Origin of the sequence: Tissierella simiarum (assembly GCF_018917865.1) — a bacterium.
Classification (GTDB): Bacteria; Bacillota; Clostridia; order Tissierellales; family Tissierellaceae; genus Tissierella_C; species Tissierella_C simiarum.
This window is the reverse complement of sequence record NZ_JAHLPM010000021.1, coordinates 17,107-30,911: the sequence shown is the minus strand read 5'-3', so window position 1 is coordinate 30,911 and position 13,805 is coordinate 17,107. Positions and strand designations below refer to the sequence as shown.

Below are 13,805 nucleotides of genomic sequence, written 5' to 3'. Positions count from 1 at the left end.
TTAATGGAGGTGACAACTGTGAAAAATAAAAACATATTTTCTTTCTTATTTCTTTTTATACTATTGTTAAGTTTCATTCCTATGCCAGTATTCGCAGATGATAACTTAACTATTACAAGATGGATAGTAGATTCTGAAGTTCTAAATAATGGAGATCTTTTAATTTCTGAGGATATTACTTTTAACTTTAAGAATAAATTTAATGGCGTCTTTAGAGATATAGTTACAAATAATACTGATGGTATAAAAAACATTGAACTTTATGAAATGGTTAAAGGAAAAGAGGTTCCCTATAGCCTTGTAAAAGATGCTAAAAAAGGAGATTCTCAAGTTTTTAAAACTAATATTCAAGATAATAGTACTAACTTAATGATATTTTCTCCCTCTAAGAATGAAGAAAAGACCTTTCGTATTAAATATACAGTTAAGAATGTAGCTGTGAAATACAAAGACACTGGAGAATTGTATTATAAATTTATAGGACAGAATAACTCTACTCCAGTTGATTATTTTAGTGCTACTATTAAACTGCCAGAAAAAGTTAATGATAAAGTAAAAATATTTGCTCATGGTCCATTGAATGGTAAAATCAATTTCATTAATAATAGTGTAATAAAATTAGAAGTTGAAGATGTATCTACAAATACCTTTGTTGAAGCTAGAATATTATTTCCTGAAACCTTTATACCTGCTAGTACTAAAATAGTATCCTCTAATGCTTATAATAATATAATAAATGAAGAATTATCTTTCATTGAATCCATTAAAGAAAAGGAAGCTAAAAAAAGTGCTAGGGCTGATTTATTTAACAATATTTCTTTAGTTGTAGCAGCGCTTACTATTATTTTTACTAGTCTTACTTTTAGAAAACTTAGGCGTAATGTAGATATGTATGATAAAATCAATAGCTTATCTCCTAGAGAAATTACCCCTGCTGAAGTTGGTCGACTAACCAATGGATCTATTGATAATTGTTTTATGGCCACACTATTTGATTTGACTAGAAAAGGTTTTATGACTATTGAAGAAAATGGAGAAATGAAAAAAAATATAACTAATTTCAAATTTAGTAGAACTATTAGACCTATTAAAGATTTAATGAGCCATGAAACATTTTTTATAGAATGGATTTTTAATATTGTAGGTGATGATAATACATTTACTACTAAAGATTTTAAAAAACATATAGAAAAAAACTTTACTAGTTATTCTAAATCTATTAATAAATGGACTCAATGTATTAAGAAAGATTTAGACAGCAGAGGATATTATGATAAAAGAGCTCCTAGGTTTGGAACATTTATGATATTTATTTCTTTAATTTCTCTTACTATAAGTATTATTTCTCTTGCATTTGGTGGATTTTATGGATTCTTACCATTAGCTATATCTATAATAACCTTTATCTACAGCTTCGTATTATTCTTTAGAAAATCTGATGAAGGACAAATTGAATATAAAAAATGGATGGATTTTAAAAAAGATTTGACTAAACAAGGAAAAACTATATCAGATTTTAATACTTCTATGACTATTGATGAAGCTTTAACTTACGGTATGGCTTTAGGTATTAATAGATCTTCTTTAGAATCCTTCAAACCTATGAATCATCAAGGTTATAATCCCACGTACTTTGCATATTGGTATTTTATGAGTGATTCTAAAGGTAGGTCTATCTTTGAAAACACTTACAAAAAAAGCTTCTCACTGGCAGATAGCACTACAACTTCATCATCTTCAGTAGGTGGTGGTGGAGGATTTTCTGGTGGTGGTGGAGGAGGTGCCGGCGGTGGCGGAGCTGGCGGATTTTAAAGAAGCTGGAGAATTATCTCTCCAGCTTCTTTAAATTATTTATCCTTATATTAATTCTTTTAACTTTCCCGTAACTTTATAAGATGTTCCCCTCAATTCTTCAATATTTTGTTTACCTAAAAGCACCATTATTACCTTAAGCTTATGAATAACCTCTTCTAAATATTCCTTCGCATTATCATAGCCTCCATGGAGGAGATAAGATAATATTTCTCCACTAATGCCAACCATATTTCCACCAATTACTAAAGATTTCACTATATCTATACTCTCTCTTATTCCTCCACTTGCAATTAAAGTTAAATCTTTAGGGAGTTCTCTACATTTAATTAAAGTTAACGCTGTAGGAATTCCCCAAGAATAAAGGTCACTAAAATCTATATCATTATATCTAATATCTTCTATTTCAATAAAATTAGTTCCTCCAGATCCTGATACATCTATGGTTCTAACTCCAATATTATATAATTTTTCGGCAACTTCTTTTGATATTCCAAAACCTACTTCTTTTATTATTACTGGTTTATCTATATTTTTTACAATATTCCCTATATTATCTAAAATACCTCTAAAATTTCTGTCTCCTTCTTTCATAACCAATTCTTGGGCTGGATTTAGATGTAATTGTATAGCATCTCCATCAATTATTTCCAAAGCAGTTTTTACATCTTCCATAGAAGCTTGAGCATTTAAATTACTTATTACGATACCATCTTCACCAATATTCTCTCTAACAATCTTAAAAGATTCCCTATTTTCTTCATTTCCTAAAGCTATAGTTTGAGAACCTACTGCCATAGGAATATTAAATTCTTTCGCTAATTGAGACAAATCTCGATTTATTTCCCAGGAAAAATCGCTACCACCGGTTATAGCATTGATAATAATTGGATAATCTACAGTTTTCCCTAAAAATATAGTTTTTGTATCTATATCTTGTAGATTTAAATTTGGCAACGAATTATGTTCTAAAAAGATATCTCCTAAAAGAGTGTCTCCTTTATAACTGGTTCTTAAATAATTTTCAATATGCTCTTTTTTTCTTCTTTCCCTCATGTTTACACCTCTATTTACTAGTTTAATAAATAGTCTCCAAACATATCCTTGATGATTTTTGCTGTTTCATCCTTATTATATATCCAATAGTCTGCTCCACTTATTTTTTTACCATACCCTGGAATTGTATTTGTTTTCATATTTTCCATATCTATTTTATTAACACTACCTATTCCTTGCATAATTACTCCAAAAGGAATATTGGTATCTACATAGTCAAAATAAGTATTTACCAATTTGGGAAGTTTTAATATATTTTTAGGTTTTAATGTCTGTTTAACTAATTCCTTCATAAACATTTGTTGAGATTTTATTCTTCCTATATCTGCTTCTGCGTATCCCGATCTAAATCTTAAGAATTGAATGGCTTTATCACCATCTAATACTTGTAATCCCTTTTTTAAATTTATTTTCAATGGAGGCTTGTCCGTAGGATCATAATACTTCATATTCATTGGCACATCTATTTCTACTCCTCCAATAGCATCTACTATTTCTTTTACTGCCTTATAGTCTACTGTTACATAATAATTTAAATCTATATTTAACAAGTTTTTAACAGTATCCACTGCTAAATAAGGTCCTCCATGAGAATGAGCTGCATTTATTTTAGCCTCATTTTTTCTTCCACTTATTTTAACTTTAGTATCTCTAGGAATAGATAGTATATTAATTTCACCAGTGTCAAAATTAACTTTACATAGCATCATAGTGTCTGTTCGATTTCCTGTCGGCTTATGTTTATTCTCACCTTCAATTTTCTTTTCTTTTACTTTAGCTATACCGCCTTGATCGTCTATTCCCATCATTAAGAATAATATTTCATCCTTAACCTTTGGTTCTATTTCATTTTCCTCTTCTGTTCTATCTCTTTCATTTTTTCCAATAGTAGCACTTAAATCTTTATTTAAAAATTTCTTCCAAATTCCAGTATATAACATGGAAAAACAAATTAAAGATATAATAAATGTGACTAAAAATTTCTTCTTCATTTCTTCACCTCAGTAGATTAAAAGTTATATCTTAAATAATACTACATATAGGGTATAATTACAATTAAAAGTAGGATTAACTAGGTTACAATACGGCTACAAAATATTTATTTCCCCAGCTTTTATTAAGGCTGTCTTCGTAATCAACGGGCCTACTAGCTCATAAACTACGGTTCCTGCTAAGACAATAGTCCTTATTTGGGCACCATAAGACAAAGGTAATATATTCTGAGCAATCATTGATAAGCCTATAGCAACTCCAGCCTGTGGTATCAACGTAAATCCTAAATATTTTTGAACTGTTTGAGGCAAATCTGAAATTTTAGCTCCAACATATGCTCCCAACATCTTACCTATTACTCTAATTATTACATAACCAGCACCTATTAAACCAACTTCTTTGAGTATAGAAAGATTTAACTGAACTCCAGCTATTGTGAAGAATGATATAAATATTGGAGGAGTAAACTTTTCAGCCGCATTAAATAGCTTTTTATTATTTGGTGCTAAATTTGTAAGCGTTGCTCCTACCATCATACAAGCTAGTAAGGATGAAAAATTAAATCTAATAGCAATACCTGCTGTTGCAAATAAAATTGCTATTACTATAGAAAGTAATTCGTCTTCTCCTTTTGATTTTTTTGAAATCAAAATAAGGAACAAGCCCATCACAAAACCTAAAATTAATGCTCCTAATATCTCAATTAATGGATAAATAACCAATCCATAAATTGAAATATTAGTTGAATTATTTATTAGTGACTTTGCTATTGTGGTGGATATTCCAAATGCCATGATCCCAACTGCATCATCAATAGCTACTACAGGTAATAAAGTATTCACAACGGGACCTTTAGCTTTATATTGTCTTACTACCATTAAGGTAGCTGCTGGTGCAGTAGCAGCCGCTATAGCTCCCAAAACAATGCTAAAAGGAACCGATTGTTTAAATATAAAGATCATTGTTAAATCTACCAAAACTACTGCTGTAAGAGCTTCAAACATAGTTATGGTTATTATGCCTTTGCCAACCTTTTTAAGATGCTCTAGGTTAAATTCACTTCCAATACTATAAGCTATAAATGCCAAGGCTACTTCAGAAATAATAGAAAGTTGCTCTGTACTATCCTTAGGTATTAATCCTAAAATTGAAGGACCTATTATAAGTCCTGCTATTAAATATCCTGTTACATTAGGCAGTTTGAACTTAGCTAATATCTTAGCGGTTCCCATTCCTGCTAATAGAATAATAGCTACGTAAAATAAAATATGCATTGTTACCATCCCATCCTTATTTAGTGATTCCTTCCACATATTTAATTGGTAAAGTAAACATTATCCCTACTCCTTCTTTGTTTAAATCACCGACAACTTTTCTCACACAATCCATTGCTATGGGTATTTTCTCATCTGGTAGTACTGTAAAAATAGTTTTATTAAATGGCCGATTTTCATTTAACATCATTTTAAGAGATCCAAATAAAGGTAAGTCCTTTTCATGTTCATCAGCTAGAGCCCTTATCATACCCATACTATCTATAATAGTTGCACCTAAAATACTGCTATTGGTAAACTCCATAAGCAAATCATCTAACTTATCAAGATTATTTAATACAATAATTAGCATTTGCATAATAACTCCCTCCCTTCATTAAATTATTTTACTCCTCATAAAAAATTTTTTCAAATTTTTTTACTTTTTAGATACAAAAGCATTATTTTTTATGTAAAATCTAAGTTTCCAATCTTTAGCTTCCTCCGCATAATCTATACCTATTCTAGTAGTTTCTACTATGTCTATTTTTTCTTCTTCTCCCTCTGAAATATATAATCTATTTCCACACAAATCTTCTTTGTCCAAAGATTTATCTAAGTTAAAAGCTATAGAAAGTTTACCCGGACCATTAGTTAAATTTTTCTTTTGATAATTGGTTAAATCTTCATAATTCTTTCCAAACCTATTATTAGACATCTTATCTATTCCTTCTACAGGTTCTATTCCTCTTACTAATACGGCTTCTGGTATTCCTGTTTCCCTTGTAACTACATTAAAACAATAGTACATTCCATAAATAAAAAATATATAAGACGTTCCAGGAATACTATACATAGCTTCAAGTCTTTTAGTTTTTTTACCTCCATAGCTATGAGCAGCCTTATCTATTAAACCTAAATAGGCTTCTGTTTCTACAATCTTACCTTTTATTAACTGACCATCTACATCATGGACCAATATTTTGCCTAAAAGTTCCTTGGCAACCGTTATTGTATCTCTACTATAAAACTCTCTTCCTAATTTCAGACTTGCCACCTCCATTATTTTATTATATCCAAAACAAATTAAAAAAGAGGCCTAAGCCTCTTAAAATAATATATGTGCTACTATAGTTATAATTGGTAAAGTTACCAAGGTTCTTTGAATAAATATAATAAATAATTCCTTAGGAGATATTGGGATCTTAGATCCAAGAATAACTGCACCAACTTCTGATAAATAGATAAGTTGAGTTACAGAAACTCCTGCTATAACAAACCTAGTTAATTCACTTTGAATTTTAGCTCCAATAACGGAAGGTAAAAACATATCTGCAAAACCAATAATCATAGTTTGACTTGCTTCTTTAGCATAAGGGATCTTTAATAATTTTAAAATTGGAATAAAAGGAACCCCTAGCCATTGAAAAACTGGAGTAAATTCAGCGACTATTAAAGCCATTGTTCCAAAAGCCATAATAATAGGAGTAACTCCAATCCACATTTCAAGTACGTTCTTAAACCCACTTGTTACAAATTTTTTAATATCACTACTATTCTTAGCTTTCTCTATTGCTTGACATGTTCCCCAAGTAAATGGAGTGTATCCCTTAGGTATCCTTTCAATATCGTCTCTCTTAATACCAGTTATATAGGTATCTGGTTTCTTTGATAGAGGAGGTATACGAGGAATTAAAATAGCTGCTACAATTCCTGCAAAAGTAACGGTTAAATAATAAGGAACAAACATATGTGCTAGATCAACTTGTGCAATGATTACTAAACTAAAAGTTATAGATACAGCAGAAAAAGTGGTAGCTATAACAGATGCTTCTCTTGTAGTATAATATCCATCTTCATACTGTTTATTAGTTAAAAGTACTCCTATAGTGCCATCTCCTAGCCAAGAAGTAATACAATCAATAGAAGATCTACCTGGAAGCTTAAAAATAGGTCTCATTACAGGAGTAAGAAGCGCCCCTACAAATTCTAAAAGTCCAAAATCCAATAATAAAGGAAGTAAAAATGCAGCAAAAAAGAATATGGAAAATAATACTGACAATAAATCATTTAAAAGCAATCCACCTGTACCTCCTGACCATATCCACTCTGGTCCTATTTCAAAATATGTGGATAAGACAAATACCATTCCAATAATTCTAGCTATAAACCAAAATACAGAAACATTAAACAATCCTTTTAAATACTCACTTTTTTCAATAAACTTTGGCTTAAATATTTTATATATAATCGTCATAAAACCAGTAAAGCTTATTAGTATAGTCATCAATAAAGTAAGATAATCAGATAAAATGCTCTGAAAAAATCCTGACAAAATAGCAACTGAAATTGTAAATTCTCCATCATATTTTACAGGAATCATAAATAACATAATTCCAATTAATGATGGTAATAAAAAACGTAAGTAATCTGGAGCTGAATACTTACTTTTTTTCGTCTCTGTCATGAAAATCCTCCTTTCAGTTTTTAATTTTAGATTGTAACACCCTTTATGCTAAAAAACCAAGTGTAATTTTTCCCCCTTTCCATACTTTATATATTATTAGAATAACTATATAGTTATTCTAATAATAACATTAAGAGAAATTAATTTCAAGAAATATTGAGAAAATTATTAATATTCATAAAAATATAAAAATACAGGTCTTTCGACCTGTATTAATCCGGCTTACTTGGGAATATTTTATATATTTGTCCCGCTAAATTTTGTATAGGCATAGTCTGAAGATACACCTTTCCTGGTCCAGTTAATGTAGTAAGAAATAATCCTTCTCCGCCAAATAAAACATTTTTCATTCCTTTAACAGATACTACATCAAACTCTACAGAGGATTCAAACATTGCTACATGTCCTGTATCTACTCTCATCGTTTCTCTTGAAGCTAAATCATATTCTTCTATATGACCATCAAATTCTAGGAATACTATTCCCGGACCGGTTATCTTCTGGAGGATAAATCCTTCTCCACCAAATAATCCACTAGATATTTTTTTCTTAAAATATACTTCCAAAGTTACAGATTCTTCTGCTGCTAAAAAAGCATCTTTTTGAGCAATTATACTTTCTCCTGATTTTAATTCTAAAGCTAAAATCCTCCCTGGAAAAGATGAAGGAAAAGCTATAATTCCAGGTCCTCCACTAGAAGCAAAGGTATTTAAAAATAATGATTCTCCAGAAAACATTCTTCCTATGCCTCCCATGAGACCGCCCTTCATATTAGTATCCATTTTTATATTTTCTGACATCCATCCCATAGCCCCAGCTTGAGAAACTATTTTCTCCCCAGAATTGAGTCTACAAATGACTACAGGCAAATTTGCTCCTTTAATTTCATATTCCATAGCAACACTTCCTTCAAATTATTTATTCTCTACTAAATCTAATAAAATATCCTTTTTTAGTTCTTCTGCTTTATCTTTACCTATTAAATGCTCAAGAATTTTAATTGCAAAATATACTGCCACCGCTGGTCCTCTAGCTGTAACAATATTTCTATCCTGTACTACCAATTCTTCTTCGTATAATCCATCTTTCAACTCTTTATCAAATCCTGGATAAGATGTAACTCTTATTCCATTAATAACTCCTGCTTTTTGAAGAACTATAGGTCCTGCACAAATTGCTCCTATTAATTTTTCTTCCTCATTGAAATCTTTAACCATTTTAATAACAGAGTCATTATCTCTTAAGTTAGTAGCTCCCGGTAATCCTCCTGGAATGATTAGTCCATCATAGGGACCTATATTGTCTATCTCTTCCATATTTTTGTCTGCAACAACAATGATCCCATGAGCTCCCTTAACTTGATTATTATTTGTTATAGAAACCATATCTACAACTATATCTTTTCTCCTTAAATAATCAACAGTAGTTAATGCCTCTACTTCCTCAAATCCCTCTGCTAATAATAATATTATCTTTTTCACATTAACTCCTCCTCTTTATTATTATATTATACCAATAATATGAAAAATAAAAACTCTAGAAATGTTGAATTTTTCTATTGTAGACTATAGGTGGCATACGTATAAAATAAATAATATTTATTTTATAAAATCGTTTTTAGTATAGATAATTCTTATTGGACTTGCCTCTATTTCTATGCTAGTCTATACAGGGAATATGTCATTTAAATTCAATAAGGATGGAGGGATGTATATGGGTCAAATTATTAAAAAATTGCCAATACCAATTGTTGGGCTAATGTTAGCTTTAGCAGCTACAGGAAATCTAGTACTATCTTATGGCAATATATATAGAAATATTTTCGGTATATTATCAGGAATCATTTTAGTTTTAGTATTAATAAAAATTATTAAGTATCCTAAAGAAGTAGCTGAAAGTTTAGATAATCCTGTAGTTGCCAGTGTTTTTCCTACACTTTCTATGGGAATTATGCTCTTGTCTGCATATGTTAAACCATTGGCTGCAACATTAGCATTTGGCATGTGGATTATCGGTTTGATTCTTCATGTTCTACTAATTATTAATTTTACAAAGAAATATATAATTAACTTTAATATTAAGAAAGTCTTCCCAAGCTGGTTTATTGTTTATGTTGGAATAGTAGCTGGAAGTGTGACTGCCCCTGTATTTAGCATGGTAAATATTGGACAAATTCTATTTTGGTTTGGTTTTATATCTTATTTAATACTGTTGCCAATTATTCTTAAAAGAGTTCTTAAAGTTAAAGAAATACCTGAGCCAGCATTACCTACTATTGTAATTTTTTCTGCACCAGCTAGTCTTTGTTTAGCAGGATATATGAATTCATTCCCTGAAAAAAACATACTTATTATCTGGCTATTAGTAGCCTTATCACAATTTACACTACTATGCATATTATCACAATTACCTAAATTATTGAAACTAAAATTCTATCCAAGTTATTCTGCTTTTACATTCCCACTAGTTATTAGTGCAATTTCTATTAAGTTAACTAATGGATTTTTAGCTAATATAGGAAAACCAATAGCTATTCTAAAATATGTTGTAAAGTTTGAAGAATTATTGGCAGTTATAATTGTACTTTATGTATTGTTTAGATATACAAGCTTTCTATTTTCTACAAATGAGACTGCTAAATAAAAAAATTTATATTAAAGATCATAAATCATGACCACCCGTAAATGATGGTTTGCTCTAGCCCTATAAAAGCATGGTACTTGCTGTATCTCAAGACACATTGAAAGGTCTGCCAACCACTTTATTCTTTCAAGCAACCCCTAAAGGGGTTTTTCTTGTATCTAGTTTTTTATTTTTTCCCCAGTGAACGGATCTACAAACTCTTTCATGCTCAATTGGTCATATGCTATATCTTCTTGTGATTGTTTCTTTATATATTCTTCTATTACTTTTTTATTTCTCCCAACTGTACTCACATATGAGCCAAATGTATTAAGAAAACTACAAAACCCCTTATTCTATGCAGGATAAGGAAATATCAAAATAAAATACGAGCTATCACATTACACACTATGTGGTGGTTGACCCGAAAGGCGGTATTTTAGGGCAAGTTGGCTCCTTTCTGCAAAAGCAGGGCCACAAAATCAAGGTATTCAACAGCATAGATTTTGCCCGGTCAATGCACTATAACCCGCTTTCTTACATCAAGACGGAAAGCGATATTTTGAAATTTGTCAACGCTCTGATTGAGAACACAGAGGGCGACCTGTTCTGGACGAAAGCGGAAACGCTTTTGTATTGCGCTTTAATCGTGTATATCGTCTTTGAAGGGCCGGAGGAAGAACGCCATATCAATACCCTTGTGGATATGATTAACAGCATGGAAACAAAGGAAGATGATGAAAACTTCAAAAATACCGTGGACTATATGTTTATGGGATTGGAGAAGCGAAACCCGCATCACTTCGCCGTTCGCCAGTATAAAAAATTCAAGCTCGCCAGCGGTAAGACTTCCAAAAGCATCCTCATTTCATGCGGGACCAGTCGGAAAGCTACGGACAAAATCTGCAACGGCTCGGCAAAGAGCTTATGACAATGGACGAACTGACCACCATGCCGGGCAACAAGTGCATTTTACAGCTTCGGGGCCTGCGTCCATTCCTTTCCCCGAAATATGATTTGAAAAAACACCCCAATTACAGGCGTACAGCCGAAGCCGACAAGAAAAACGCCTTTTACCCTGCCCGGCTGGTAAATCGCCGCATGAAAAAGCTCAATCCAAATGAGCAGTATACCGTTTATAAAGTAAGCGCCGACGAGGAAGCCGCCAGACATGGCGGTTTTTTTGTACCCGAAAACAAAACGAAAATATGGAGGTAATCAGATTATGGGATTTTTTACGAGTGCAGTTAGTACCTTGCAGACCCTTGTTGTTGCTCTTGGCGCGGGCCTTGCCGTATGGGGTGTTATCAACCTTTTGGAAGGTTATGCTCCGATAATCCGGGCGCGAATGGGCAGGATGCATAAGGAAGCAAGCACCGAATGCTAATAACAACATGATTGACAGCCAACGGACAGGAAAATGTATTCACAAATTTTACTTTATCAGAATACTAAAAAGGCGCATATTACGATATTTTTTCGAGATGCAACGTCAAGTTGACAGTAGGAAACACCAACTTGGTTGTATATCAGCGCCATATTATTTATAATTAAAGACAGAAAAGAGGTGAACACATATGACATTTGGTGAAAAATTAAAAGCTCTTAGAAAAGAGCACGGATATTCACAAGAAGAATTTGCACAGCATTTAGATGTGTCGCGTCAAGCTGTGAGTAAGTGGGAAAGTGACAGAGGTACACCGGAAACAAAAAAATTACTGCAGATTAGTACAATATTTGGTGTTACCTTAGATTATCTTCTAAAAGATGAGCATACAGAGGATAATCAATATAATGGAGGGTATTATATTAGCCGCGAAATGATTGACGGCTTCCTCTCTTATAAACGGCAGGGAGCCAAAAGGATAGCTGTTGGCGTTAGTTTGATAATACTGTCAAATATATTTGGCTGTGTTCCTGTTTACAGGCAGGTAGCATTAACATTGTATTGGATAACTATGGCTATCGGTATAGCAGTATTAATATGGCATATTTTTCAGCCTAAACGGTATCAGGAAATAGGCAAAAAACCTCTATTATTTGATGACACAACACTCAAAGAGTTTAGGGTGGAGCATGAAAAAAATCAAAAGAAATATGTTTTGATGATAATTGTCGGAGCGATTATTTTAATTCTTAGCCCTCAGATAACGCTGATTGCCGACAATTATATTGATAATAATGTCAGCAATGGACTGTCTTGGTTTTTTCATGCAGGTTGGGTCGCTCTCTTTATTCTCGCAGGGATTGCAATTCATGCGGAAAATATGATTGCACAAAACACACAGTATATGTCGAATAAAAGTAGGAAAGGACAGTTTACATGGGTCTATGTGGCTCTGCCTGTTACTGCAATAGCGGTAGTAATTGGAATACTCACAAATGCCTGGAGCCCCGTTATTCCCATCATAGTTTTGCTCTGTATTTTGTTGGTAACAGTATGTAAATTGTTGATAGAGAGGAGAAATTCAAAATGAATAAAAAAATAGTTTTTACCATCATATTGTCGCTAATAATTGCTATTTTAAGTGCTTGTTCTTCTGGAACGACGGACAATAATCGTGAACATACTTCGCAAGAACTGCAACGCCTATGCCGCATAGAAATCTATTCAGCAGAAGACGATACATTAATTAACACAATTGAAGATAGTGATATGCTATCTCAATTCAATGGGTTAAATAATGTAGCTTCAGATTTTACAGATAACGAAGAAGAAATAAAGAACGCATTGAAGGACAGCACGCCCTTGTATAGAATTGTGGCTTACAAATCTCCTGTCGCAGTTTATAACGATGGAGAATTAGAAAAACTGTATACGATTACGGTTTATAAAGATACAAATATAATTAAGACGGAAGTATCAGAAGAAACTATAAAGTCATTTCCTGTCCCATCAGAATATCTAACATTTTATGAGGATGTCACGGATGAAGAAATGGAGTTTCTTATGTCGTTAACAAGTTTTTCGATAGATGATGAATCCGGCGATTAGACAGTTGAGTAGCCACATCAGATTGAATAAAACCTACCATCAGTTAAACTGATGGTAGGTTTCTTATTCTACTTCAACTTGTCCATCTTCAATTAATCTATCAGCTACCCATTCTGCAACTTTTCCAGTTATTTCAATACAATGCTTCTTTCTTTCAGGACTTTGGAAGTTATCTCCTGCCCATTGCCTAGTAATAACTCTACAACAGGTAGCACCATATTCTTCCTTAATAAAATCATGTAAAGCTGCCGCAACTGGGAACATTTCCTCTTTCATAGGTTCACCATGAACTCTACCATATGCCATACCAAGTGCCATCTGTCCACCACTTACGGCACCACATAAGCATCCTGATTTTCCCATACCAATAGGAAATCCAGAAGCCATTTTTACTATATTCTCATCATAAGGTTTACCTAATAAATTATTTATAGTTTGAACGACTGATTCTGAACAAAAAAATTCTCCTCTTTCAAAATATCCTTCTGCTTCTTTTTTAACCAGTTCGACTAATTCTTTTCTATCCATTACCTATACACACCTCCATATGTCTATTCACATATATTCTACATAAACTGCCATTATCTTTCAAATAGATAATATTAAT

General features: G+C 32.2%; 16 protein-coding genes and 1 pseudogene. 7 read left to right on the top strand and 10 right to left on the bottom strand.

The window, feature by feature from the left end; genetic code table 11:
* Positions 1–18: 18 nt before the first annotated feature.
* Positions 19–1,812 carry a DUF2207 domain-containing protein gene (locus KQI42_RS18120; protein WP_216521816.1) on the top strand — a complete coding sequence of 598 codons (1,794 nt, stop codon included), beginning with the start codon at positions 19–21 and terminating at the stop codon, positions 1,810–1,812.
* Between the two features lie 45 nt (positions 1,813–1,857).
* Here KQI42_RS18120 and fni read toward each other — a convergent pair whose 3' ends face one another.
* From fni to KQI42_RS18080, 8 genes are all read right to left on the bottom strand, one after another.
* Positions 1,858–2,868, bottom strand: coding sequence for a type 2 isopentenyl-diphosphate Delta-isomerase (fni, locus tag KQI42_RS18115; RefSeq protein ID WP_216521815.1), 1,011 nt, complete (start codon positions 2,866–2,868; stop codon positions 1,858–1,860).
* 17 nt (positions 2,869–2,885) lie between these two features.
* On the bottom strand, positions 2,886–3,860 hold the full coding sequence (locus tag KQI42_RS18110; protein ID WP_216521814.1) for an LCP family protein: 975 nt from the start codon (positions 3,858–3,860) through the stop codon (positions 2,886–2,888).
* A 96-nt stretch (positions 3,861–3,956) separates the two neighbouring features.
* On the bottom strand, positions 3,957–5,135 hold the full coding sequence (locus KQI42_RS18105; RefSeq protein WP_216521813.1) for a cation:proton antiporter: 1,179 nt from the start codon (positions 5,133–5,135) through the stop codon (positions 3,957–3,959).
* Positions 5,136–5,151: 16 nt separating this feature from the next.
* The gene (locus KQI42_RS18100) at positions 5,152–5,493 is read right to left on the bottom strand and encodes a hypothetical protein (RefSeq protein ID WP_216521811.1); all 342 of its coding nucleotides are present in this window, start codon (positions 5,491–5,493) and stop codon (positions 5,152–5,154) included.
* Between the two features lie 60 nt (positions 5,494–5,553).
* Complete coding sequence (locus KQI42_RS18095) at positions 5,554–6,171, bottom strand: DNA-3-methyladenine glycosylase (protein WP_343231723.1); 618 nt, start codon at positions 6,169–6,171, stop codon at positions 5,554–5,556.
* 51 nt (positions 6,172–6,222) lie between these two features.
* The gene (locus KQI42_RS18090) at positions 6,223–7,581 is read right to left on the bottom strand and encodes a YjiH family protein (RefSeq protein ID WP_216521808.1); all 1,359 of its coding nucleotides are present in this window, start codon (positions 7,579–7,581) and stop codon (positions 6,223–6,225) included.
* A 212-nt stretch (positions 7,582–7,793) separates the two neighbouring features.
* Positions 7,794–8,477, bottom strand: coding sequence for a TIGR00266 family protein (locus tag KQI42_RS18085; protein ID WP_216521807.1), 684 nt, complete (start codon positions 8,475–8,477; stop codon positions 7,794–7,796).
* A gap of 18 nt (positions 8,478–8,495) precedes the next feature.
* Entirely contained in the window at positions 8,496–9,062 is a 567-nt protein-coding gene (locus tag KQI42_RS18080; RefSeq protein ID WP_216521806.1) for a DJ-1 family glyoxalase III, read from the bottom strand.
* A gap of 232 nt (positions 9,063–9,294) precedes the next feature.
* Between KQI42_RS18080 and KQI42_RS18075 the strand changes: the two genes are divergently transcribed.
* Entirely contained in the window at positions 9,295–10,224 is a 930-nt protein-coding gene (locus tag KQI42_RS18075) for a TDT family transporter (RefSeq protein ID WP_216521805.1), read from the top strand.
* A 158-nt stretch (positions 10,225–10,382) separates the two neighbouring features.
* Here the strand turns inward: KQI42_RS18075 and KQI42_RS18070 are convergent.
* Positions 10,383–10,526, bottom strand: a pseudogene (locus KQI42_RS18070) (IS200/IS605 family transposase); the annotation flags it as partial.
* Between the two features lie 92 nt (positions 10,527–10,618).
* Here KQI42_RS18070 and KQI42_RS21105 point away from each other — a divergent pair.
* The 5 genes from KQI42_RS21105 (at position 10,619) to KQI42_RS18050 (ending at position 13,198) form a co-directional block, all read left to right on the top strand.
* Positions 10,619–11,134 (top strand): type IV secretory system conjugative DNA transfer family protein, encoded by a 516-nt coding sequence (locus KQI42_RS21105; RefSeq protein WP_343231722.1) that lies wholly within the window; start codon positions 10,619–10,621, stop codon positions 11,132–11,134.
* 2 nt (positions 11,135–11,136) lie between these two features.
* Complete coding sequence (locus KQI42_RS21100; RefSeq protein ID WP_246566732.1) at positions 11,137–11,421, top strand: hypothetical protein; 285 nt, start codon at positions 11,137–11,139, stop codon at positions 11,419–11,421.
* Positions 11,375–11,590, top strand: coding sequence for a Maff2 family mobile element protein (locus KQI42_RS21910; RefSeq protein WP_425519804.1), 216 nt, complete (start codon positions 11,375–11,377; stop codon positions 11,588–11,590). The genes KQI42_RS21100 and KQI42_RS21910 overlap by 47 nt, the downstream gene beginning before the upstream one ends.
* Before the next feature lie 190 nt (positions 11,591–11,780).
* On the top strand, positions 11,781–12,680 hold the full coding sequence (locus tag KQI42_RS18055) for a helix-turn-helix domain-containing protein (protein ID WP_216521804.1): 900 nt from the start codon (positions 11,781–11,783) through the stop codon (positions 12,678–12,680).
* Entirely contained in the window at positions 12,677–13,198 is a 522-nt protein-coding gene (locus tag KQI42_RS18050) for a hypothetical protein (RefSeq protein WP_216521803.1), read from the top strand. The genes KQI42_RS18055 and KQI42_RS18050 overlap by 4 nt, the downstream gene beginning before the upstream one ends.
* Positions 13,199–13,261: 63 nt before the next feature.
* On the opposite strand, the gene KQI42_RS18045 is transcribed toward KQI42_RS18050, so the two are convergent.
* Positions 13,262–13,726: a C-GCAxxG-C-C family protein gene (locus KQI42_RS18045; RefSeq protein WP_216521802.1), complete on the bottom strand. Its 465-nt coding sequence runs from the start codon at positions 13,724–13,726 to the stop codon at positions 13,262–13,264.
* Positions 13,727–13,805: the final 79 nt, after the last annotated feature.